The sequence below is a fragment of the Nitratireductor luteus genome, from assembly GCF_026162365.1.
GTDB classification, from domain to species: domain Bacteria; phylum Pseudomonadota; class Alphaproteobacteria; order Rhizobiales; family Rhizobiaceae; genus Chelativorans; species Chelativorans luteus.
This window is the reverse complement of record NZ_JAOANW010000021.1, coordinates 21,507-45,630: the sequence shown is the minus strand read 5'-3', so window position 1 is coordinate 45,630 and position 24,124 is coordinate 21,507. Positions and strand designations below refer to the sequence as shown.

Here is a 24,124-nt window from a genome sequence, read left to right as displayed (position 1 = left end):
ATACGCCGAAATCGACCAATCATGAGCCCGATAAGGGCGCGAAACCCACGCCAAACAACCGAACTCGGTGGCTCGGGTCCGCTTTGGCGGTTTCGGCATCAAAAACGACGGTAGTTCGAGACCTCCAATTGTCTCTTCGAATGGAAACTTGATGACGGCAGCATTGAAAGTGTACATCTTCCCGCCGATGGCTCCGCTTGGCTGGTGCGGGTCGACGTCGAGCATCGCGCTGTCAATCGCAGTCAAGAACCTTCCGATCGCGTGCATTTGCTGATGGGCTTGACGGTCAATCCTGGAATCGAATTGCTGGCAGAGCCGCGGCTTCCTTTGGTCAAGAACGCTACTGGGTAAAGTATAACTCTCCTGCCAGGCCTTCTGACGTCCCGATTTGTCTCCGGCTACGGTTGCCGTGTTCTCGCTGGGGTCCATTCCGGACCGGATTGTGATACAGGGGAGCATGGCACAGACCCCCTCGATCGTTCACGGGCGAGAGGCGTTCGCCCGACAGAAATGGAGAGAGGCGTACGAGCAGCTTTCCGTCGCGGATCGCCAGTCAGCCCTTGGACCGGCTGACCTGGAACGGTTTGCGACGGCGGCATATCTGGTCGGAGAAGATGCTCACGCAGCCACCATCTGGACACGTGTGCATCACGATCTCATCGATCGGGGTCACGTGGAGCGCGCCGCACGCTGGGGGTTCTGGCTCAGTCTTCACATGCTTCTCGCCGGGGAGGTGGCCCAGGCCACTGGCTGGCTCGCCCGTTCGGAGCGGGTGCTCAAGGATCGCGAGGCGTGCGTCGAGCAGGGATACGGGCTGATCGTGTCCGGCCTGCTAGCCATGGGCAAGGGAGACATAGAGAGCGCCGGCGCCAGATTCCATCACGCCGTCGCGCTTGCCGAACAGTTCGGAGATCCCGACTTGCTGGCGCTAGGACTGCTCGGCCGCGGCCAGAGCCTGATCCGGTCAAAAAAGAGCGCCGAGGGCGTAGCCCGGCTCGACGAGGCGATGGTGGCGGTTGCGGCGAGAGAGGTATCGCCGATGCTGACCGGAATCGTCTATTGCGCCGTCATCCTGACCTGCCAAAGCGTCTTCGATCTCCGCCGGGCGCGCGAATGGACCAGACAACTCGACGCCTGGTGCGCCTCCCAGCCGGATCTGGTGCCCTACCGCGGCCAGTGTCTGGTACATCGATCCGAGATACTGCAATTGGATGGCGACTGGGAGGGCGCTCTCGCTGAGGCGATGAAAGCCCGCGACCATCTTGCCGGAAGGTCGGAAGCCGTCGTCGGACGAGCCTGCTATCAGCAGGGCGAACTTCACCGTCTGCGTGGAGAGTTTGCGCAAGCCGACGAGATGTACCGCGAGGCCGGCCGGTACGGATGTGAACCGCAGCCGGGCATGTCGCTGCTTCGGCTGGCCGAGGGCAAGCCCATCGCTGCCGCTGCCTTGATCCGCAGCGTTGCCGATTCCGCCAGCGCTGTTTCCTCGCGCGTCAAGCTGCTCGGCCCATATGTCGAGATACTGATTGCCACCGGCGATCTCGGAACCGCACGCGCGGCCGCCGACGAACTGTCGCGGATCGCCGCGGGCATCGACGCGCCGAGCCTTTTGGCAACCTCCACCCAGGCCACCGGAGCTGTTCTGTTGGCAGAAGGCAAGATGAAAGCGTCCCTCGCCCTTCTGCGCGAGGCATGGGCGATCTGGCAGGAACTTGAGACGCCTTACGAATCTGCGCGCGTGCGGGCTCTCATCGGGCAGGTCTGTCACCGGCTCGAAGACCGCGAGACGGCGCGCATGCACTTAGAGGCCGCGCGCGCCGTTTTCGAACAGCTGGGTGCTGCGCCCGACCTGGCAGAACTCGAACGGCTGACGGCCACCGGCGGTGCCTGTCCGTTCGGCGCACTGACGCACCGCGAACGCGAGGTGCTTTCACTCGTGGCTTCCGGTGAGACCAACCGGCAAATCGCCGCTGCGCTGGGCATCAGCGAGCACACCGTTGCCCGTCATCTGAGCAACATCTTTGACAAGCTTGGCGCTTCGTCCCGGACCGCGGCCAGCGCGTTCGCCCACAAGCACAAGCTCGTCTGATCCGGGTGGTCAATTCTGACCATATGACCACAGACACGGCGTGGTGAATTCAAGCGATGCGCGGTGCATTCCCTCCCTCGTAGGATATCGGCTGTTCCAACAAAGGGAGGAAACAGTGAACCAGCATCATGTCTATGGTAAGAGCTATAAGGGCACCGCTGCCGAGAACTATCAGCGCTTCTTTGTGCCGGCCATCGGCGCCCCTGTGGCCGACGATCTCATCGCCATCGCCGATCTTCAACCGGGTGAGCGCGTGCTCGACATCGCGTGCGGCACGGGAGTGGTAACACGGCTGGCGGCGGAGCGCGTCGGTGCCACCGGCTCCGTGACCGGCCTCGACATAAATCCGGGAATGCTGGCGGTCGCCCGGTCGGCAACTCCGCCGCACTTGTCGATCGATTGGCGGGAAGCGAACGCCGAGTCGCTGCCGTTCCCGGACAACGCATTCGATGTGGTGCTTTGCCAGATGGGCCTTCAGTTCGTCTCCGGCAAACTCACGGCTCTGCGCGAGATGCGGCGCGTTCTGGAGCGGGGTGGACGGGCCGTCATCAGCGTGCCAGGACCCAAGCCGCCCCTGTTCGCGATCATGACCGATGCACTGGCCCGCCACCTCAGCCAGGAAGCCGCAGCGTTTGGCGATCTCGTGTTCTCGATGCACGATATCGACGAGATCAAGGAACTCATGCGCAGCGCCGGCTTCGGCAATGCCGATGTCGAGGCAAAGCCCAAAAACCTTCGTCTCCCGGCGCCAGCCGACTTCCTGTGGCAATACATCCACAGCACGCCGCTCGCCGAGCCGGCGACTCAGGCCGACGAGGCCACGCGCGCCGCACTGCAGCGCGAGGTCTGCGAGCGATGGAAGGAGTTCGTGGAGGATGACTTCCTGTCTCTTCAGGTGGGCATGACGACAGCGACCGCACTGAAGTAACAGCGACCGCACTGAAGTAGATGCGGGAGATCGAGACGTTTCGGCGACGACCCTCATGCGCGGCGGCGCTCCAGAAGACGGGAGATATAGCCGCCGCGAATTATTCGCGACCGTTTCGGCGATGTACGGGGGTAGGGCTTGCAAAGCGCGCGACCGGACAGCGGCTGACCTGGCGACGTGGATGCGGGCGTGCTGGGGAAGGCGGGCAAAGGACGTTTCGGCCGCGGATGTCGCTTCGATAGCGGAAAGGGCGGACAATAGCAAAGCGGTGTTTGCGAATCGTGTAAGCTGTTCAGGAATAGAGGGGCATCGTCACGATGAGATGTTCCCGCGTGGAAATTTTCCGATTGCCACCACAGGAGAGGATGAATGGCGGCGAAAAGGTGGGCTTTCGGACTTCGGTCGTTCAAGATTGCGACCGCAGCGGTTTTCCTGGCAGCGCTCACCTCATGCGCGATACAGCCGATCGCCCCAGGCGCCTTCTATCAATGGGACCGATCGCTCGCGGATGCCTCTGGCAAGATACTGCGTGTCGAACCGCTGGCCGGAGCCCCGGAAGGCGCGCAGGCATGGCGCATCCTCTATCGTTCCGCAGCACCCGACGGCACGCCGATAGCCGTTTCCGGCACGGTCTACGCCCCGAACGACAGCACCGGAAAGGATCCGAGACCGGTCGTTGCCTGGGCGCATCCCACCACCGGGGTCGCCACTCAATGCGCTCCCTCGTTGTTCCGGAACCCCGTTGAGAGGATTGCCGGGCTCAAGGCTTTTCTCGACCATGGCTTTGTGGTCGCGGCAACCGACTATCCGGGACTTGGAACGCCCGGTCCGCACCCCTATCTGGTCGGCGCCAGCGAAGGGCGCTCGGTTCTGGATTCGGTTCGCGCGGCGGCGAACCTCCCCGAGGCGAATGCGGGAAGGGCGTTCGCCGTGTGGGGCCATTCGCAAGGCGGGCATGCTGCGCTCTTCACCGGGCAACTGGCAAAGGCCTATGCACCCGACCTGCGGCTGGTGGGCGTAGCCGCGGCGGCACCGGCGACCAGTCTCGCCACGCTGCTGCATGACGATATGGCGCTCAAGGCGGGCAAGGTTCTAACCTCCTTCTCGCTGTGGTCGTGGAATCGGTTTTACGGCGCACCGCTGGACGCGGTTTTGATTCCTTCGGCCAAGCATGCGGTCGACAGGGTTGCGGCCGGATGTATAGAAAGCCGGCTCCAAGGCATTGTGGTAGGGCTGCGCGAACGCGTGCTGCAGCACGGTTTCCTGAAAGCCGACCTGACGACGACCGAGCCGTGGAAATCACTGATAGCCGAAAACACGCCCGCTCCTGACACGGGCGGTGTCCCGCTTTTCCTGGCCCAGGGCTCGGCCGACACGATTGTCGATCCACAACTCACCGTCGATTATGCTCAGGCTGTCTGCCGCAAGGGCCTTGCCGTTTACCTAGACTGGCAGGAGGGCGTGACACATGACCTGATTGGGGCGAAAAGCGCTGATCAAGCCGCCGTCTGGCTTGCGGAACGCTTCGCGGGAACGCGGGCGCCGGACAATTGCGCCAAATTGCCGAAACTGGCTGCCGGTGCCAATACCTAACCTGTAACTCACGAGGGGGTCTCCATGACAATCGACACAACGCCAACGCCTTCCGATAGGCTTCCCGAACAGATGCGGGCTGCGCTGGTGGAGAACCGGAAATGGTTCACGATGCTCGGCGTTCTGCTTATCGTGCTTGGCGCGCTCGCCATCCTTTTCCCCTTCGTCACCGGAATAGCGGTCACGGTCTTCATCGGCTGGCTTATATTCATCGGCGGAATCGCGCAGATCGTCCACACCTTCTCGGTGAAGAAATGGGGCGGATTCCTGCTCAGCCTGCTGATCGGCGTCGTCTATGTGCTGGCCGGCGGATGGCTGGCCCTTGCGCCGGTTTCCGGCATCGTCACGCTCACAATCCTTCTCTCGGCGGCCTTTCTCGTTCAGGGCGGCATAGAGACGGTCATGGCGTTTCGCATTCGCGATCACGAGGGCTGGGTGTGGATGCTGCTCTCGGGCATCGTAGCCCTCGTCGTCGGAGCCCTCATCTTCGCGGAGTTGCCGAGTTCCGCCGGCTGGGCGATAGGGCTCCTGACCGGCATCAACATGATCTCTTCGGGTTTCGCCTTCTTCTTCCTGGCGCGCGCGGCAGGCCGCCAGGCCTGAAGGAATGACGATCTAAACGGGGGATGCACGGTGGCAAGCGGTAAGGGGGGCGTGCTTGGCGTGGTGGCCCGGGCAGGGCGGCATGCCCTGTTATGCTTCGTATTTTTGCTGGTCGGCGGCTGCAGCCTCAGCCGCGCACCCATCCTGGACCCGAAAGGGCCCGTGGCGCTGGCCGAACGCGATCTCCTTTTCACCGCCGCCTTGGTGATGTTGATCGTTATAGTCCCGGTGTTCGTCATGGCCTTCATTTTTGCCTGGCGCTACCGCGCGTCCGGGGGGAGAGGGCGCTACAGGCCCGACTGGTCCTATTCCGTGCCGGTCGACGCCGTGGTTTGGCTGGTGCCGGTGGCCATCGTGGTGGCATTGGGCGTCTTCCTAAGCCGTGGCGCTGCTGATGGCGGCGACTGCCATGCCGATCCTGTATTGGGCCTGATACGCAAGGCGGTGCCTCAATCACGGGCAGAGCCTACGGCGTCCGGCTTTTCGTTTGCCGATGCAGCTTCACTCCCTCGTAAGCTCCGGTCGTGAGAAACAGGGCAATGCCGGCCAACAGTGGTATGAAGAAATAAACGACCCGAAACGCGATCAGGGCGGCCAGTGAAGTTGCCCCCGGCAGCAGGTACAGGACCGTCGCTTCGAGAACGCCCAAACCTCCCGGAACGTGGCTAAGTAATCCGGCGCTCTGGCCAAGCGCATAGACCGCGACGACTTGGGCGTAAGGTGTCTCCGCGAGCCCGTTGACGAGCTGATGCAGACAGGCGGCGACGAGGGCGAAGTTGACGGTCCCCAAGGCGATCTGCCAAAGAGCCAGCACGGGCCGCGGGAAGAACAGGTGCCAGCGCCATATGCAGATTTTCCCGCGCACGAAAGCGGCTGTGCCGACATAGGCCCAAGGCCAGGCCACGCAGACACAGGCGAGCAGCACCGCGGTGGAGCGCTGCATGGCAATGAAACTTTCGGTATCGGATGGATAGAACAAGATTCCGAGCCCGATGATCTCCGAAAGCCCGATAGCAACGGTAACCCCGGAAAAAACGATCATCCTTGCAACATCGGCAACGGAAAGGCCCCAGCGGGAGTAGTAATGATAGCGGATCGCTCCGCTGCTAAGACCGGAGACACCGACATTGTGGCCGATGGAGAGCGCGACGAAGGAGGCAAGCGCCGTCTTGCGGTAGGGCAGAGGCTTGCCGACATACCGCACGCCGAGATAGTCGAAACCGGCAAGACACAAATAGGAGGCCACGGCGAAGCCCGTCGCAGCGGCAAGGCTTGCCGTGGGCAGCGACGTGAGCGCCTCGATCACCCGATCGAAGCCGTACCGGTCGATCGCCCGGTAAAGAAAATAGAGCGCGACACAGGCGATGATCAAAACGACCAGACTGAGGAGGGCTTTGCGATAGGACATCGTATGATCCGCGAGGGGCAATAATGGCGGAACGTTCGAAGGCTTTCGGTGGTTCCTGGAGCATGCCCGCCGATACACCCCGCCAAACCGACGCTGTAGCCACTGTCCGGGTGCTGACATACAATGTGCATAGTTGCCGCGGAGTCGACCGGCGCGTGGATCCGGCACGCATCGCCTCGGTCATTGCCAAAGCCGACGCCGACATCATCGCCTTGCAGGAAGTGGACGTAGGTCGACAGCGGTCGGGAGGCGACGATCAGGCGCGGATGATCGCACATGCGCTCGAGGTCCAATCCTATTTTCACCCGGCCCTGCATCTGGGCGAGGAGAAATACGGCGACGCGATTTTGACGAGGCTGCCGCTGGAGGTGCTGAAAGCGGGGCCTCTCCCGTCGGTCGGCGAGCCCCGCGGGGCGCTGCTGGCGAAGGTGAGGATGGGCCGCAAGGACCTGCTCGTCGCAAACACGCATTTGGGTCTCAGACGTCGCGAGCGGATGAGACAGATCGAAACGCTGCTAGGGCCTGACTGGCTGGAGCAGCCCGAAATCAGGGATCTGCCGACGATCTTCCTCGGCGATTTCAATGCCGGACCGCGCTCCCCTCTCTATCGCCTCGTAACGCGATCGTTTCGGGACGCCCAGCCCGTCGGGCAAGGCAGGCGGCGCGCCACGTTCCCGGCGCGGTGGCCGCTGTTCAGGATCGACCACGTCTTCGTCCGCAACGGGCTCGTTTCACGCGGTACCGAGGTGCTTACCGGCAGCTCGCCAAGAATGGCTTCAGACCATCTGCCCGTCGTGGCAACCCTGGAATTGCGCGATGACCGTAAAAAGGAAAGCGCCGGGGCCGCCAGAATCCACAAGCTCGGGTGGTGATTGCGTCGACAGCGGGCGCAATGCCTGTCGTCGTGCGTTTCCTCACATTTCGGAAGCGGAGTATGGAATCGGGCCCGCTTCCGAGCGGACATATAATACGACCGCCCGCCTGCTCGCCATTGTAGGGCCAGGCGCGGTTATCGCCTTCGCAACTCCTGCTGCCACGGAGGTGTGGGCCACAGTTTCCAAACCGTAGGCGATCGTTTTCGGAAACATTTTAGCGGAGAAAACCGTTAGACTCTCTGAACGTCAGGTGAGCCAATGCGCAGGTTTGTATCAAGTCTTCTTGCAGAATTGTTCCCGCAATGGATACGTCGCAGGCGCAACCGTCTGGCTGGCCGGCCGGAAACGAGATCGACAGGATCGAAAAAAGCGCCTGCAAAACGATCTGTCAAAGTGCGCTCCAAACACAACTCGAGGAGCTAAGCGATGACGGCATCTGAATATTTATGGTTCTTTGCAGTTGCGGGCGGACCGCTCGTGCTCGCCTTGGCCATCATATACGCGCTCCTGAGACGCCGCCGATTGTCCCGGGAGGAGAAAGCCAAGCGGGATGAGCGGACACGCAAGCTCTACCGTGAAGGCCGATAGCCAACCGGTTCTAGCAGGCAGCCCTCGTTCCGGCATCGACACGAACGGCGCACTTGAAACTTTTCCTGTGCCCGCTCGTTTATCTTTCAGGTCTATAACCCAGACTGAAGCACATAGGTTCTCTGATGAGGCAGGAAGACGATAAGTTCGCTCGCGAGTCCTTCACGTTTCGCAGGATGAAGCGATGGCAGATCTGGGCACTGCTTGCCGCCGTGGTGATAATGCTGCTGATCGCGTATGCCTTGCTGTGACGAATGTGGAGGAGCAGAGTTCCATCGGCACACGTCGAATGCGAATTGCCCGCCCGGGCGAGAACTGCTGGAGAGTTGAAAAAAGCAGATTCTCCGCGTTCCTTGTCGACGGAGAAGCCTACTATGGCGCGCTGGCCCGGACGCTTCCAATGGCGCGGGAGCGTATCTGGATCATCGGCTGGGATTTCAACCCGTGGATCAAGCTTGCTCCCGGTTCCGACTGCCCGACCCTCGGCTCGTTCCTGCGCAACCTTGTCGAGGAATGCAGCACACTCGATATTCGCATACTGATCTGGGCTTTGGGTCCTCTCTATTCCGGGAAGACGTTGAAGGTCTTCCGAGACCACGAATGGGCGGACCATCCGCGAATTTTCCTGAATTTCGACAGCAGACACCCGCTGCGGGCCTCCCACCACCAGAAGATCGTTTGCGTTGACGATGCGGTAGCATTCGTCGGGGGGATAGACCTGACCGCCGGGCGCTGGGACAGTTCGAGCCATCGTCCGAACTGGCATCGAAGGGAAAAGCCATCGGGAGAAAATTATGCGCCCGTGCACGACGTCCAGGCCATGGTGTCTGGCGCGGCAGCGGGTGCGATATCCGAGATTGCAGCCACGCGATGGCGTGCCGCGACCGGCAAGTCCGTTGCCGCGGGCAAGATGGAAAAGCCGCTGCCGTGGCCGCAGCGGCTCAAGCCCGACCTATTCGATTGCGACGTGGCGATAGCCCGGACGCGTCCTGCAGGTTTCCGCTGGCCCGGCCGTCATGAGGCTGCGTCACTCGCGCTTGACGCGCTGGCGGCGGCCCGACGGCATCTCTACATCGAGACGCAATATCTAGCTTCATTCAAGGTGGCTGAACAATTGTCCCGGTGCCTGCGGAAGCCGGATGGACCCGAAATTCTGATCATCCTGACCAAACGTTCGCACGGCATCTTCGAACAGTTTGTGATGGCTCACAATCGTAACCGGTTGATACGTCGGCTGCGGCGGGCAGATGTCCACAATCGCCTGCGCGTGATGTACCCCACGACGGAAAGTGCCGATGGAAGCAGGACGGAAATCCTCGTTCACTCCAAGGTCATCATCGTCGACGACACGTTCTTGCGTATCGGTTCCTCGAACCTCAACAATCGCTCAGAAGGGCTCGATACGGAGTGCGACATCGCCTTCGAGGCTGGAAACGATCAACAGAGAGCCGCAATCGTGGGCCTGAGGAACCGGCTTCTCGCGGAACATATGCAAAGCGACGCAGATACCGTCGCACGCGAAATCTCCAGGAGCGGCTCCATGCTTGCTGCTGCAGATAAGCTCAACACTCGCGCACGCAAATTGAGCTGTCTTCTTGTAAACGTGAAGAGCGGCAAGACGACTCCATTGCTCGGCACGGAGATGTTTGACCCACCCGCGCCCTACCAGCCGCTGCGGCGCGTGCGACGCTGGCTCCGTGCTTGCGCATCCCGGCTTTTCGGATCGGTGCAGTAAATTCTCTGGGGCGAGGATGCGGGCATGAAGCCGCATGCAGGCCGCGCCGCGGAATCCGATTTCTGCCAACGGGGACTCTTTCGCTGTGCTAGAGATTGCGTTGTGGTGCCAGCGGCCCTCATCACGCGCTGCAGAAAGCGCATCCGGCGGGCTTGAACAAGGGAAATGGTATTGACCGAACAGACGCGCGAGGCAGAACTCATCGGGTTAGGCTGGTCTTCCTTCTTTGGCGATCAGCTCGATGAAGAAGAAGCCTACCTCGTGCCCGTGCGTATCGCTCATATCCATCGCGAGCGAATGAGCGGACATTCCGCCAACGGCCTGGTCGATCTCGCTCTGCCGGCCAATAGCGGCACCGGCGATTATGCGGTGGGCGACTTCGTGCTTGCCGAACCGCACGATTTTGTCGTGCGGCGGCGGCTCGCGCGCAGGTCGCTCCTCTCACGGCGCATGAGCGACGGCAGCACCCAGCTTTCGGGTGCAAATATCGACACGCTATTCATCGTCACCTCCTGCAACGACGATTTCAACGTGTCCCGGCTCGAGCGCTACCTGGCTATGGCAAGCCAGGCCGAGATCGCATCAGTCCTCGTTCTGACCAAGGCCGACACGGCGGAGGACGCCGTGCCCTTTGTCGCGCAGGCGAGCGCGCTGGCGCGCGACCTGCCCGTTGTTCTGACTGACCCGCGCCGGCCTGATGCCCGCACCGCGCTGCAGCCTTGGTTTGGCGCGGGCAAGACCGTGGCCCTCACCGGATCCTCTGGAGTGGGAAAGTCGACCCTCGTCAACACACTGGCGGCCGAAGGCGCAGGCACTGTCCAACTCACCGGTGCCATCCGCGCTCATGATTCCAAGGGGCGGCACACGACCACCGCACGCTCTCTGCATCCGGTCGCCGGCGGCGGCTGGGTGCTCGACGCCCCCGGGATCCGCACGTTGCATCTGGGCGAGATGGCAGAGGGCCTGGATGCGGTGTTCGCCGAGATTACGGAACTGGCGTCCGAGTGCAAGTTCAGCAATTGCACGCACTCCCACGAGCCTTACTGCGCCGTGCTCACCGCTGTCGTGCGCGGGGAGATCGATCCCACGCGCTTTTCACGTTGGCGTAAGCTGCATGACGAGAACGCGGCCGCCGGCGCACCCAGGGCTAGACGCCGCTAGAGCATTTTGCAGTCAGGTGGAATCACCCGACGTCGCACAAATGCGGTAAAAACAAGTAGATAGAGTAGAACAGCGGTTCGGTGAAACGATGATCTGCTCTAAGGTCGCCCACAGGCAGCGAACACGCTCCGCTTCGTCCATGTGGCATTCGTCTGTGACGGATCGCTTTAGGCGGTTGAGCCGCTCCAGGCGCTGCGGGCGTCAACCAAGGCCATGACGATGCGGGCCGATCCCGGCGTTCGCCTTGCGGTAAAGCCGATCTGATCGGCTGGTATTCATGCACCTAGGTATTATATGTGCAGCGCGTGCCCAAGCGCTTTCAGCGCGGCTTCTTGGAATCCCTCGCCCTGGGTGGGATGTGCGTGGATCGTGCCGGCAACGTCTTCCAGCCTCGCGCCCATTTCGATTGCCAGCCCGAAGGCGGTAGACAGTTCGGAAACGCCCTTACCGACCGCCTGTACACCCAGCACCACGTGATTGTCGGCGCGCGCGACAACCCTGATAAAGCCGTCTTCGTCGGCCTTGGTCATGGCACGGCCATTGGCCTGGAAGGGAAACAGCCCAACCTTGATTTCTGGATTTGTCGATTTCGCTTCGTCCGGCGATTGCCCCACCGAGACCACTTCCGGGTCGGTGAAACAAATCGCCGGGATGCAGCGCTTGTCCCAGGCGCGTTTGTGACCGGCGACGATTTCCGCCACCATTTCGCCTTGTGCCATGGCACGGTGCGCCAGCATCGGCTCACCCGTCACGTCGCCGATGGCATATACGCCGCGCATGGATGTCCTGCATTGATCGTCGATGTGGATGAACGGCCCGGCCATGGTCAGGTCGATCTCTTCCAGCCCCCAGCCTTCGGTCACCGGTCTGCGCCCGACGGTCACAAGGACCTTGTCCGCCGGGATCTTGTGGTCGTTGCCCGCGCTGTCCTCGACAAGCAATGCGTCTCCCTTGGCGGAAAGGCCCTTGGCCTTGGCGCCGGTCATCGCCACGATGCCGAGCTCACCCAATCGCTTTGCGACAGGACGGGTGAGTTCGGCATCGTAGGAGGCCAGGATTCGGGGCAGGGCCTCGACCACCGTCACCTTGGAACCCAGCTTGGCGAAAGCGATACCCAGCTCAAGGCCGATATAGCCGCCGCCGACCACGGCCAGGCGCGCCGGCACTTCATCGAGCGCCAGCGCGTCGGTCGATGAAATGACCGTGTCGCCAAACTTTAGGAACGGGAGCTCGACAGGGGCGGAGCCGGTGGCGATGACGACCGTCTCGGCCCTGATCAACTGGGTTCCCGTTTCCGTCTCGACAGCGACCGTTTTTCCGTCGCGGAAAGTGGCCCAGCCCGGAACCGTCTTGACCTTCGCTTTCTTCAGGAGACCGGCGACGCCGCTGTTCAGCCGGCTCACAATGCCGTCCTTCCACTCCAGGGTCTGGCGGAAATCAAGAGAAGGCGCGCCGGCCGTAATGCCGAAAGGGTTCTTTGCAGCAGCGAAACGCGCGACGCTCTCGTATTCCTCGGCCGCATGTATGATTGCCTTGGAAGGAATGCATCCAACATTGAGGCAGGTTCCGCCAAGCTTTCCAGCCTCGACGATTGCAGTGTCGATGCCGAGCTGTCCGGCGCGAATGGCGCAGACATAGCCGCCAGGTCCCGCCCCGATAACGAGAAGCTTGCAGGAGATCTCTTTCATGTCACGCAGTCCCTAACCGTCTACGAAAATCAGTGCGGGGGTTTCGAGCAGCGCCTTGATGCGCTGAACGAAGACGGCGGCGTCCCACCCGTCGATAACGCGGTGGTCGAAGGACGAGGACAGGTTCATCACCTTGCGCGGCACGAAATTCGTGCCGTCCCACAACGGCCTGATCATCATCTTGTTGACGCCGATAATAGCGACTTCGGGATGATTGATGACAGGCGTTGTGGCAACGCCGCCCATCGCGCCCAGGGACGTGATCGTGATGGTCGAACCGAAGAGTTCCTCTCGCATCGCCGTTCCCTCGCGCGCGGCTTCCGCCAGACGGTTCACCTCCGCAGCGCAATCCCATAGATCGCGCGCCTCCGCATGCTTGACCACGGGGACCATCAGGCCGTTCCGGGTCTGGGTCGCGATGCCGATATGGACGGCGCCATGCTGGTGAACGGTGCCGGCCTCGTCGTCGAAGATGGCATTGAGTTGCGGCTGCTCGTCGATGGCCTTGACCATGGCGCGCATGAGGAAGGGCAGCAGGGTGAGTCTGGGCCGATCGGTGCGCTTGTCCTTATTGAGCGATCCGCGAAGTTCCTCGAGCGTCGTGACGTCAACCTCTTCGACATAGGTTATGTGCGGGATACGCGATTTGGAGAGGCTCATCTTCTCCGCGATCCTGCGCCGCAGGCCCGCAATCTTGATGTCCTCCACCAAGGTCTTGCGTACCAGACCGGCTCGCGCTGTTTGCGGCGCCCGCGTCAGGAAGACGTCGATGTCCTCATGGGTGATGCGGCCGGCGGGACCGCTGCCAGACACCTGACGCAGGTCTATGCCGGCTTCCCGCGCGCGCTGCCGGACGGCGGGCGAGGCAATCGGCTTTTCGCCTTCGGGCCTTGGAACTGCCGCTGGTGCGGCAATCGCACGAGTTGTTGGAATACCGACAGGTTTCGATGCGGCTTTCGTCCGCTCGGGCGTTGCTTCTGGTTCGGCTTTGCCCGCTGCAGGGCGTGGCTCCTCGCTCTCCGTGACGTTACCTTCGCCGGCGATTTTCAGCCGCACAACGGGCGAGCCGATAGGCACCCTGTCGCCGACTTCAGCACCCAGCCAGATCACCTCGCCATCGGAGGGAGAAGGGATCTCGACCGTGGCCTTGTCGGTCATGACGGCAGCCAGGACAGTGTCCTCGCGGACCAAATCGCCGACCTTCACATGCCATTCCACGAGCTCGGCTTCCGCCACGCCTTCGCCGACATCGGGAAGCTTGATGACGTACTCGCCCATCTCAGGCCTCCATGGTTTCGGCAAGAGCGCGTCCGACACGTGCCGGACCTGGGAAATAGTCCCATTCCTGTGCGTGCGGATAGGGCGTGTCCCAGCCGGCTACGCGGGCAATCGGCGCCTCAAGGTGATAGAAGCAGTGCTCCTGCACCAGTGCAACAAGCTCGGCGCCGAAGCCGGAGGTCATCGTCGCCTCGTGGATGACGACGCAGCGTCCGGTCTTTTTCACCGACTCGACAATGGCTTCCAGGTCGAGCGGCAGCAGGGTGCGCAGGTCGATCACCTCGGCGTCTATCCCGGTCTCCTCCGCTGCAGCCAAGGCCACATAGACCATGGTTCCATAGGCAAGAATCGTGAGGGCGGAACCTTCCCGGCGGACCGCTGCCTTGCCAAGCGGGACCGTATAATGGTCTGGTGCGACCTCTCCAAGCTCATGTTTCGACCAGGGGATGACCGGCTTTTCATGATGGCCGTCGAAAGGGCCATTATAGAGGCGCTTCGGCTCGAGGAAGATAACCGGATCGGGGTCTTCGATGGCCGCGACCAGCAGGCCTTTGGCATCCGCCGGGTTCGACGGCACGACCGTCTTCAAGCCCGAAACGTGAGTAAAGAGGGCTTCGGGGCTCTGGCTGTGGGTCTGTCCGCCGAATATGCCGCCGCCGGTCGGCATGCGCACGACGATCGGGCAGGTGAAGTCTCCATTGGAGCGGTATCGCAGCCGCGCCGCCTCCTGCGTCAACTGGTCGTAGGCAGGATACATATAGTCCGCAAACTGAATTTCGACGCAAGGCCTCAAACCATAGGCGGCCATGCCGATGGCCGTGCCGACGATGCCGGACTCGCTGACCGGGGTATCGAAACAGCGCGACCTGCCGTATTTGGCCTGCAGCCCGGCGGTGCAGCGGAAAACGCCGCCGAAATAGCCGACATCCTCACCAAAGACCACGACGCGCTCGTCCCGTTTCATTGACACGTCCATGGCATCGTTGATCGCTTCGATCATCGTCTTGCGCGGCATGGCTCAGACTCCCGCCTGCTGGCGCTGACGTCTCAGATGGGGAGGCATCTCCTCGTAAAGCCCCTCGAAGATGTCGCGCGCGGAAGGCCTGCCGCCTGTATGCAGCGTGCCGTGTTTTTCCGCTTCCTTCTGGGCGCTGATGACCTCGTCCAGGATCTCCGCTTCCGCCTGGTTGTGGCGTTCTTCCGACCAGGCGCCCCGGACGGTCAGGTGGTTCTTGAGACGGATGACGGGATCGCCGAGCGGCCAGGCATCGGACTCCGCTTTTGGTCGGTAAGCGGACGGATCATCGGAGGTCGAATGCGCCCCGGTTCGGTATGTGACATACTCCACCAGGGTCGGGCCGAGGTTGCTGCGCGCCCGCTCGATTGCCCATTTCCCCACGGCGTGCACAGCTAGATAGTCGTTGCCGTCCACTCGCAAGGCTGGAATGCCGAAGCCCAGGCCGCGTGCGGCAAAGGTGCCCGCGCCGCCGCGCGCGATGCCTTGGAAAGTGGAGATCGCCCACTGGTTGTTGACGACGTTGAGGACGACCGGCGCCTTGTAGGTCGAGGCGAAGACGAGCGCGGAATGGAAGTCGGATTCGGCCGTGGAGCCATCTCCGATCCAGCCTGCGGCGATGCGCGTGTCGCCGCTGATCGCCGAGGCCATCGCCCAGCCGACCGCCTGAACGAATTGCGTGGCAAGGTTGCCCGAAACCGTGAAGAACCCATGCTCCTTGGAAGAATACAGGACCGGGAGCTGCCGTCCGTGCAGGGGATCGAGCTCGTTGGAGTAGATCTGGTTCATCATGTCGACCATCGGATAGCCGTTGGCAATCAGCAGGCCCGCCTGCCGATAGGTCGGAAAATTCATGTCGCCGGGTTCGAGCGCCTTGCGGAAGGCGCAGCTCACAGCCTCCTCGCCGAGATGCTGCATGTAAAAGGAGGTCTTGCCCTGCCGTTGGGCCATCTGCATGCGCGCGTCGAAAGCGCGCAGCGTCATCATATGGCGCAGGCCCTGAACGAGTTCCTCGTCCGTTAGCGAACCGGCCCAAGGGCCCACGGCCTCGCCCTTCCGGTTGAGGACGCGAATAATCGAGAAAGCCAGCTTGCGGATCGACTCGGGATCGGCGTCAATCGGCGGACGCTCGACCGATCCGGCCTTCGGGATCTCGACTTTCGAGAAATCGGGCATGTCACCGGGCCGCACTTCCGGTTCGGGAACATGAAGGCGAAGTGGCGCGGGCGAGGCGGCTTTCGATTTCGGATCGGATGCCATCACAGTTCCTCCTATGCCACTTATTCTAGCGCTTTATGGCATAAAGGCTTCCGAAAAGGTCCGCACAAATTTTGATAACGCTTCGTTGCCATCCACTCAACGAGTGCCGCGCGAGCCGGGCGTTTCGTGGGAACGGCGGTAGCGCCCCAAGATTTTAGACCCAGATATCGATTTCATTGGATGGTAGCGGAGGACCGCTGCCGCCTTTACATGCACTCTAATCTATTCCGCCGCAGTTGCACTTCGTTGACGCATCTCACGCAGTGTTCGGAAGATATTCGGCGTGGACAATGCCAGACTCCAGGCGCCTTAGATCTCCGAGTTCGAAGGCCGAAGCGTACCCGGCCGGAAAGAGTCGGGTGCCGCGTCCGAGCACGGTCGGATAGATCAGCATGTGTACCTTGTCGACAAGGCCGTGAGGCAGAAGAGAATGGACGAGGCCCACGCTGCCATAGACGACAATGTCTCCGCCGTTCTCAGCTTTGATATCGCGGACCGCGCTGACCACGTCGCCGTAAAGGACGGTTGTATTTGTCCAGGTCGCCTCCTTGAGCGTGTTCGAGGCCACGTACTTGCGCATGGCGTTCAGCTTGCGTGCGAAGCCCGCTGGATCATCGATGGTGGGCCACACCGGGGCAAACCCCTCATAAGTGGTGCGGCCCAATAATACGATGTCGGCCGCCCGAAGCTCCTTGTGCATGATGTAATCACCCTCGGCGCCACGGCTGAAAGGCCCCACCCAGTTGCCAAGGCCGGAATTTTCCATGCCGACAGGGTCCTGAACGACACCGTCGAGAGAGCTGTAGACGCTCACTACCAGATTACGCGGCATTTGGGTCTCCTTTGATGTCCAGGTTCCCATACCGGAACCATCTCCCGGTGACCTTGCGGCAACCGGGATGAATGCCTTGGACGGAACACTCCGCGCACGCCAGATCTTGTCGACGAAGGTGGAGTCGGCCGTCCGCTCTTCAGCATGAAATAGTTTTTCCGCTCGTTGCATCTCACCAGACCCGCAAGTCTCTGGCCGTTGGTCTGGTACGCCGAGGACGATCAGCCAAGCGTCGACACGACAATCGCAGCGATAAAAACGCGAATGCCGCACGATATGACGGCTGGAATGTCAGCAGTGGGCCGGCGACCATCCTTTCCGTCACCGAGAAGACCAGCATGGCATGATCTTACCATCCCTGATCCGTGAGTCTCGACGCCGGGGTCAAAGCGGATGCGTCGCCGGGAATGCCGACATCAAGTTTGGCCGGCAATGGGTATCGTGCCCTCTCCGGTTTGCTTCAGCGGCTTGTTGCCCGTGAGCGCGCGCAGGAGCACGTAGAAGACCGGCGTCAGGAAGATGCCGAAGGCGGTCACGCCGATCATGCCGGCAAAGACCGCGATGCCCATGGCATTCCGCATCTCCGCGCCCGCACCGGTTGAAAGCACCAGCGGCACCACGCCCATGATGAAGGCCAGCGAGGTCATTAGGATTGGCCGCAGGCGCAGCCTCGCCGCCTCTACGGCCGCCTCCTTTGGCGTCAGCCCGGCGAATTCGAGCTCCCGCGCGAACTCGACGATGAGAATCGCGTTCTTGGCGGAGAGCCCAACGAGCACGATGAGGCCGATCTGGGTGAAAATGTTGTTGTCGCCACCGGTCAGCCACACGCCTGTCAGAGCAGACAGGATGCCCATAGGCACGATCATGATGATGGCCAGCGGCAATGCCAGGCTTTCATAGAGCGCCGCAAGCACCAGGAACACCAGCAGCAGTGCCAGCGGGAAGATGATCACACCCGAATTGCCCGCCAAGATCTGCTGATAGGTGAGATCGGTCCACTCGAAGCTGATACCGAGCGGCAGGGTCTCCGCCGCGATCCGCTCCACGGCGGCTTCCGCCTCGCCGGACGAATAGCCGGGCGCCGGCCCGCCATTGATGTCGGCGCTCAGGAAGCCGTTGTAGCGCATCGCCCGCTCGGGACCGGAGCTCTGCTGCACGTCGAGCAAGGTGGAAAGTGGGATCATCTCGCCGGAACGCGACCTGACTTCGAGCCGGCCGATGTCCTCCGCATGGCTGCGGAAATCGGCATCCGCCTGCACGCGCACGGAATAGGTGCGGCCGAACTGGTTGAAGTCGTTGACATAGAGCGAACCCAGATAGATCTGCAGCGTATCGAAGACATCGGTCACGGCGACGCCCAGCTGATGTGCCTTGGCGCGGTCGAGATCGGCATAAAGCTGCGGAACGTTGATCTGATAGCTCGAGAACAGCCCTGCCAGCTCCGGCGCTTGATAGGCTTCGGTGAGGAACGCCCTGGTCGCTTCGTCCAGCGCCTCGTAGCCCAGGCCGATGCGGTCCTCGATCTGCAGCTTGAAGCCGCCGATGGTGCCGAGGCCCTGCACAGGTGGCGGCGGGAACATGGCGATAAATGCCTCCTGTATGCCGCCGAATTGCTGGTTGAGCTGCATGGCAATGGCGCCGCCGGATAATTCCGGCGTCGTCCGCTCTTCGAAAGGATCCAGCGAGAGGAAGACGATTCCCGCGTTGGAGCTGTTGGTGAAGCCGTTGATCGACAGGCCGGGAAAGGCGATGGCGCTCTCCACGCCCGGCTGCTCGAGGGCGATATCGCTCATGCGCCGGATCACGTCCTCCGTGCGATCCAGCGTCGCCCCGTCAGGCAGTTGCGCGAAGCCGACCAGATACTGCTTGTCCTGCGCCGGCACGAAGCCGCCGGGCACCTTGTTGAAGACGAACACCGTCGCGCCCACCAGAACCAGATAAAGGCCCATGATCAGTGTCTTGCGCGACAGGATGCGCCCGACGCCGCCGCTATAGGCGCTGGAGCTTGCACCGAAGGCACGGTTGAAGCCGCGGAAGAACCAGCCGAAGAGGCGGTCGATGAGCCGCGTGAGCCAATCCTTCGGCGCATCGTGGCCCCGCAGAAGCATGGCCGCCAGCGCCGGCGAAAGCGTCAGCGAGTTGAAGGCCGAGATGACGGTGGAGATCGCGATGGTGAGCGCGAACTGCCGATAGAACTGGCCGGTGAGCCCCGAGATGAATGCGAGCGGCACGAACACGGCCACCAGAACCATGGCGATGGCGACGATCGGGCCGGAGACCTCCCTCATGGCGCGATAGGTGGCGTCGCGCGGCGACAGGCCCTCCTCGATATTGCGCTCGACATTCTCGACCACGACAATAGCGTCATCGACCACGATGCCGATGGCCAGCACCAGGCCGAAGAGGCTGAGCGCGTTGATAGAGAAGCCGAAGATATACAGCACCGCAAAGGTACCGATAATCGAGACAGGCACCGCGACCAGCGGGATGATCGAGGCGCGCCAAGTCTGCAGGAAGACGATGACAACCAACACCACGAGCGCAATGGCTTCGAGCAGTGTATGTACGACGGCGTCGATCGAAGCGCGGACGAACTGGGTTGTGTCGTAGACGATGCGATATTCCACGCCTTCCGGCATGACCTGCTGCAACTCGTCCATCACCGACTGAATGTCGTCGGATATCTGGATCGCGTTGGAATTCGGGGCCTGAAAGATGCCGATGGCGACGGCCTGCTTGTTGTCCAGAAGCGAGCGCAGCGCATATTCGGCCGAGCCGAGCTCGATGCGGGCGATATCGCGCAGCCGGGTGATCTCGCCGGCAGTTCCCGTCTTGACGATGATGTCGCCGAATTCCTCCTCTGTCTGGAGCCGGCCCTGCGCGTTGATGGAAAGCTGCAGGTCGACGCCCGGCACGCTTGGCGAAGCGCCCACGACCCCGGCGGCCGCCTGTATGTTCTGCTCGCGGATCGCCTGCACCACCTCGCTTGCCGAAAGCCCGCGCTCGGCAATCTTCTGCGGGTCGAGCCAGACGCGCATGGAATAGTCGCCCGAACCGAAAACCTGCACCTGGCCGACGCCCTCAATGCGCGCCAACCGGTCCTTCACGTTCAGCACAGCGTAGTTGCGCAGATAAGTGATGTCGTAACGATCGTTCGGGGAAAGCAGGTGCACGACCATGGTGAGATCGGGCGAGCTCTTCACCGTTGTGATGCCGAGACGCCGCACCTCCTCCGGCAGCCGCGGCTCCGCCTGGGAGACGCGGTTCTGGACGAGTTGCTGTGCCTTGTCGGGATCGGTGCCGAGCTTGAAGGTGACGGTCAGCGTCATCACGCCATCTGTCGTGCCCTGGCTCGACATGTAAAGCATGTCCTCGACGCCGTTGATGGCCTCCTCGATGGGGGTCGCTACCGTTTCGGCGATCACCTTGGGGCCGGCGCCTGGATATTGCGCACGCACGACGATGGAGGGCGGCACGACTTCCGGGTATTCGGAGATCGGCAGTGCCCTGAGACCAAGCAAGCCTGCGACCAGGATGAGTACCGAAAGCACGCCTGCAAAGACCGGGCGGTCAACAAAAAATTGGGAAATATTCATCTTGCCGCCCTTTCACGACGCGGAACCAGCACCGGCGGATGGCCGGCAAGGCCACCCCCGATTTTCATTGGAGCAATGAGGGAGGCAGCCCTGCCTCCCCTGGGTTACTGCAGCGCCGTCTCCGCGCCGGCCACCGTCTGTTCGGCGGGCGACATGGCCACGGGCTGGGGATCGACGAGCGCGCCGGGACGGATTCGCTGCACGCCGTTGACGACGATGCGCTCGCCGGCATCGAGCCCATCTTCCACGATGCGCAGGCCCTCGGCCGATGGGCCGAGCGTCACCTGCCGGTAGACGATCTTGTTTTCGCCATCGACCACGAAGACGAACTTCTTGTCCTGGTCGGTGCCGACGGCGCGCTCGCTGATGACGAGCTCGGGCCGCGGGTTCGGCTGTCCGAGACGCACTCGGACGAACTGTCCCGGTATCAGGCGGCCCTCCGGATTCTCGAAGATGGCCCTGACGCGGATGGTGCCGCTTGCCGTGTCGACCGCGTTGTCCACGAACTGGAGCTTGCCCCGGATCGGCTCGCCGTTCGTTGTGCTGATCTCCACCGGGATCCGCTCGACGGCGAATGCGCCGGAGGAAGCGGTCGGAAGCTCGGCCAGGGCGCGCGTGACGAACTCCTCGCCTACGCTGAAGCTCGCATAGATCGGGTCGACCGAAACGAGACTTGTCAGCACCGGCGAGCCGGCCCCCGCGGCGACCAGATTGCCCGCCGTGATCTCTAGCTTGCCGGCGCGGCCGGAAATTGGCGCGCGGATCTCGGTATAGCCGAGATCAAGCTGTGCGGCCTGCAGCGCGGCCTCGGCCGATCTCACGCTCGCCTCCGCCTCGTGATAGGCGCTAAGCCTCTGGTCGAGGTCGCTCTGTGAGACGGTGCGGTTCTCGGCGAGCTTGCGGCCGCGTTCGAGTTCGAGCCGGGTCAGGTCCACCCGTGCCTTCGCGGCGGCGGCCAGGGCTTCCGCCTGCGCGACCGCAGCGGCATAGGGTGCTGGGTCGATGGAGACAAGGAGGTCGCCCTCTTTGACGAGGGCGCCTTCGCGGAAATGCACCATCTCGATGGCGCCCGCCACCCGCGAGCGCACTTCGACTCGGTCCACCGCTTCGAGGCGCCCCGAAAATTCCTCCCAGGTCATCAGTTCGCGCGGCTCCACCACAGCAACGGAAACGGGCGTGGCCTGTATCGGCGCGGGTGCCGCGGTATCGGCCTGTGCGTCCTGCCGAAGATTAGCCACGAGCGTGGCGCCTGAAATCGAGACAATAAGGGTCAGTCCGGCGCCCCAGAGGAGCCGGCGAGCATTCTTCTTCATTGATGATCTCCTTGACGGCACCCGGCCGGATCAGGTTGAAAGGGTCGCTAGTGGGAAAAAGCTCCTGTTTCCTGGAAAAACTCGGCAAAGAAGCCGCGAACTCTCTCCCCCCATTCCGGTTTGGTATCCCGGCATTTCGAATAGGCTGCAGGCCACCCGGTCGGGCCGGTCAACACCTCTTGGCGCACCTTCACGCCCGCCCTCCGCAGGCGCTTTGCATACGCGATGCCTTCGTCGCGCAGCGGATCGTCTTCAGCGGTCAGGACGAGAGCCGGAGCGACGCCGGCGAGGCGCTCGCAATAGGCGGGCACCGCATAGGGATGGCAGGCATTGGCTGCAAACCCGAGATAGCGGTTCCAGCCTTCCGCCCAGCGGCAGCTCTTGGGGTTTGCTTCCGCCCCGCGGAACGATCCCGTCGCCATGCACGGGTCGAGCATCGGGGAGAGAAGGATCTGCCCCTGCAACCCTCCCAAGTGCTGGTCGCGGGCCATCAGGGCAAGCCCGGCGGCAATATTGCCACCCGCCTCTTCCCCGGCGACATAAAGGGCGGACTTCCTGTCTGCCAGCTTCGAGCGTAGGCTGCACAGGCGGCCCAAGAGATTGAACGACAGTTCGAGCGCTTTTGGGAACGGATGTTCGTTCGCCTTGGAATAATCGGCCGCCACGACCACCGCACCCGCCCTGGCGAGCAGCGTGGCTATCGCCTGCCCATTCGCAAACGCCCCATCGAAAAAAGTGCTGCCGTAAAGATGCAGGACGAGCGGCGGCTTTTCCGCGTGCGCGCTGCCGCGATAGATACGCACCGGGACGGGCCCAGTGTCGCCATCCAGCACTTCCTCTGTCCACTCGCTGCTCATGACCTTCAGGCTCTTTCGCAAACTGCATCGGCGCAGATGGCCAGTCCTATCGCACACTCCTCCTGACAGCATCTTGTCAGGACAAGGCGCAGGCTACCGCGTCGGTGCTGAAGATGGTAACTGTTCTTCCTTGTGAAAAGTACTGCATTTGTGACTTCACTATTCACCTGTGTGAATAATTAGCTCTAAAGCTGCAGACAGGAGGGCACCATGGATCAGCTTGCAGCCATGCGGACCTTCGTCCGTGTTGTGGAGACCGGCAATTTCAGCCGCGCCTCTGATTCTCTCGCCATCCCGAAGGCAACAGTCACCAAACTGATCCAGGGCCTGGAAGCGCACCTGCGGACCAAGCTCCTGAACCGGACCACGCGCCGCGTGCTCGTAACCCCCGACGGGGCGCTTTATTACGAAAGGGCCATCCGGCTTCTGTCGGAGATCGAGGAGCTCGACAGCAGCATGGCAAGCTCTCAGAGCCTGCCCAACGGCAAGCTCCGCGTCGAGATGTCGGGCGCAATCGCAAACCTGATTCTAATCCCTGCGCTCTGCGATTTTCGTGATCGCTATCCCGACATCCAGATCGATCTCGGCATATCGGACCGGCCCATCGACATACTCGGAGAAAATGTTGACTGCGCCATCCGAGCTGGCGAGCTCACCGACCCATCCCTGATCGCCAGGCGCGTTTCGGCCATCAGTCTCGTGACATGCGCCGCGCCCTCATACCTAGAAAGGTTCGGCGCGCCGCAACATCCCCTCGATCTGGAGAGGGACCACTTTGTCGTGAGCTTCTTCCGCGCGCAGACCGGACGCCAGCAGCCCTTCCTTTTCAGGCGCGGCCATGAAGAGGTGGAGGTGAACGGGCGATATATCATCGCGACCAACGAGGCGATAACCTACATCACCGCCGCGCAGGCCGGCATGGGCGTCGTCCAGGCGCCGCTCTTCATGGTCAGGGATGCCTTTGCCGCCGGCACCTTGCAGCCGGTCCTGACGGGCTGGACGCGAGACCCGATGCCGCTGTTTGTCGTCTATCCGCCGAACCGCCACCTGAGCAACAAGCTGCGGGTGTTTGTGGATTGGACAGCCAACCTTCTCGCAAATTCCGGGATCGACGGGCCGCCTTAGGCGGCCCGTATTTGCTCTCGAATTGGAGCGACTCCAGATGGCTTGATCTCTGATCGTCCGGCCTTCGAGTTGGAACTCACCCGGCTCGGCACAGCTTGATACCAACGGGTGGGCGAACGCCCATTGCGGCAGTCCGAGTTCGCCAACGCGACGTGCAAGTTGACCAAGAGCGAAGTCCAG

At 62.2% G+C, this 24,124-nt stretch carries 19 protein-coding genes; 9 read left to right on the top strand and 10 right to left on the bottom strand.

What is annotated here, in order from left to right; translation table 11 throughout:
* On the bottom strand, positions 1–246 hold a 246-nt coding region (locus N1058_RS22555), incomplete at its 3' end, for a hypothetical protein (protein WP_265519836.1).
* 211 nt (positions 247–457) lie between these two features.
* Between N1058_RS22555 and N1058_RS22550 the strand changes: the two genes are divergently transcribed.
* From N1058_RS22550 to N1058_RS22530, 5 genes are all read left to right on the top strand, one after another.
* On the top strand, positions 458–2,089 hold the full coding sequence (locus N1058_RS22550) for a LuxR family transcriptional regulator (RefSeq protein ID WP_265519835.1): 1,632 nt from the start codon (positions 458–460) through the stop codon (positions 2,087–2,089).
* A 115-nt stretch (positions 2,090–2,204) separates the two neighbouring features.
* The gene (locus tag N1058_RS22545; protein ID WP_265519834.1) at positions 2,205–3,017 is read left to right on the top strand and encodes a methyltransferase domain-containing protein; all 813 of its coding nucleotides are present in this window, start codon (positions 2,205–2,207) and stop codon (positions 3,015–3,017) included.
* Between the two features lie 369 nt (positions 3,018–3,386).
* The gene (locus N1058_RS22540) at positions 3,387–4,610 is read left to right on the top strand and encodes a lipase family protein (protein ID WP_265519833.1); all 1,224 of its coding nucleotides are present in this window, start codon (positions 3,387–3,389) and stop codon (positions 4,608–4,610) included.
* A 24-nt stretch (positions 4,611–4,634) separates the two neighbouring features.
* A complete protein-coding gene (locus tag N1058_RS22535; RefSeq protein ID WP_265519832.1) occupies positions 4,635–5,213 on the top strand; it encodes an HdeD family acid-resistance protein in 579 nt (192 codons plus the stop codon).
* A gap of 30 nt (positions 5,214–5,243) precedes the next feature.
* Positions 5,244–5,741 carry a cytochrome ubiquinol oxidase subunit II family protein gene (locus tag N1058_RS22530; RefSeq protein WP_265519831.1) on the top strand — a complete coding sequence of 166 codons (498 nt, stop codon included), beginning with the start codon at positions 5,244–5,246 and terminating at the stop codon, positions 5,739–5,741.
* On the opposite strand, the gene N1058_RS22525 is transcribed toward N1058_RS22530, so the two are convergent.
* A complete protein-coding gene (locus tag N1058_RS22525; RefSeq protein WP_265519830.1) occupies positions 5,680–6,621 on the bottom strand; it encodes a lysylphosphatidylglycerol synthase domain-containing protein in 942 nt (313 codons plus the stop codon). The genes N1058_RS22530 and N1058_RS22525 overlap by 62 nt on opposite strands.
* Positions 6,622–6,683: 62 nt before the next feature.
* Between N1058_RS22525 and N1058_RS22520 the strand changes: the two genes are divergently transcribed.
* The 3 genes from N1058_RS22520 (at position 6,684) to rsgA (ending at position 10,980) form a co-directional block, all read left to right on the top strand.
* Complete coding sequence (locus N1058_RS22520; protein WP_265519839.1) at positions 6,684–7,493, top strand: endonuclease/exonuclease/phosphatase family protein; 810 nt, start codon at positions 6,684–6,686, stop codon at positions 7,491–7,493.
* Between the two features lie 775 nt (positions 7,494–8,268).
* Positions 8,269–9,819: a phospholipase D-like domain-containing protein gene (locus N1058_RS22515; RefSeq protein WP_265519829.1), complete on the top strand. Its 1,551-nt coding sequence runs from the start codon at positions 8,269–8,271 to the stop codon at positions 9,817–9,819.
* A 171-nt stretch (positions 9,820–9,990) separates the two neighbouring features.
* Positions 9,991–10,980: a ribosome small subunit-dependent GTPase A gene (rsgA, locus tag N1058_RS22510; protein WP_420848032.1), complete on the top strand. Its 990-nt coding sequence runs from the start codon at positions 9,991–9,993 to the stop codon at positions 10,978–10,980.
* Between the two features lie 290 nt (positions 10,981–11,270).
* Here rsgA and lpdA read toward each other — a convergent pair whose 3' ends face one another.
* The 8 genes from lpdA to N1058_RS22470 form a co-directional block, all read right to left on the bottom strand.
* Positions 11,271–12,668 (bottom strand): dihydrolipoyl dehydrogenase, encoded by a 1,398-nt coding sequence (lpdA, locus tag N1058_RS22505; protein ID WP_265519827.1) that lies wholly within the window; start codon positions 12,666–12,668, stop codon positions 11,271–11,273.
* Positions 12,669–12,680: 12 nt separating this feature from the next.
* The gene (locus N1058_RS22500; RefSeq protein WP_265519826.1) at positions 12,681–13,946 is read right to left on the bottom strand and encodes a dihydrolipoamide acetyltransferase family protein; all 1,266 of its coding nucleotides are present in this window, start codon (positions 13,944–13,946) and stop codon (positions 12,681–12,683) included.
* A 1-nt stretch (position 13,947) separates the two neighbouring features.
* Positions 13,948–14,961, bottom strand: coding sequence for an alpha-ketoacid dehydrogenase subunit beta (locus N1058_RS22495; protein WP_265519825.1), 1,014 nt, complete (start codon positions 14,959–14,961; stop codon positions 13,948–13,950).
* Between the two features lie 3 nt (positions 14,962–14,964).
* Complete coding sequence (locus tag N1058_RS22490; RefSeq protein ID WP_265519824.1) at positions 14,965–16,221, bottom strand: 3-methyl-2-oxobutanoate dehydrogenase (2-methylpropanoyl-transferring) subunit alpha; 1,257 nt, start codon at positions 16,219–16,221, stop codon at positions 14,965–14,967.
* 256 nt (positions 16,222–16,477) lie between these two features.
* Positions 16,478–17,053: a dihydrofolate reductase family protein gene (locus tag N1058_RS22485; protein WP_265519823.1), complete on the bottom strand. Its 576-nt coding sequence runs from the start codon at positions 17,051–17,053 to the stop codon at positions 16,478–16,480.
* A gap of 416 nt (positions 17,054–17,469) precedes the next feature.
* A complete protein-coding gene (locus N1058_RS22480) occupies positions 17,470–20,649 on the bottom strand; it encodes an efflux RND transporter permease subunit (protein WP_265519822.1) in 3,180 nt (1,059 codons plus the stop codon).
* 104 nt (positions 20,650–20,753) lie between these two features.
* The gene (locus N1058_RS22475) at positions 20,754–21,962 is read right to left on the bottom strand and encodes an efflux RND transporter periplasmic adaptor subunit (protein ID WP_265519821.1); all 1,209 of its coding nucleotides are present in this window, start codon (positions 21,960–21,962) and stop codon (positions 20,754–20,756) included.
* Between the two features lie 47 nt (positions 21,963–22,009).
* Positions 22,010–22,819, bottom strand: coding sequence for an alpha/beta hydrolase fold domain-containing protein (locus N1058_RS22470; RefSeq protein ID WP_265519820.1), 810 nt, complete (start codon positions 22,817–22,819; stop codon positions 22,010–22,012).
* A 210-nt stretch (positions 22,820–23,029) separates the two neighbouring features.
* On the opposite strand from N1058_RS22470, the gene N1058_RS22465 reads away from it, so the two are divergent.
* A complete protein-coding gene (locus N1058_RS22465) occupies positions 23,030–23,944 on the top strand; it encodes a LysR family transcriptional regulator (RefSeq protein ID WP_265519819.1) in 915 nt (304 codons plus the stop codon).
* Positions 23,945–24,124 lie beyond the last annotated feature (180 nt).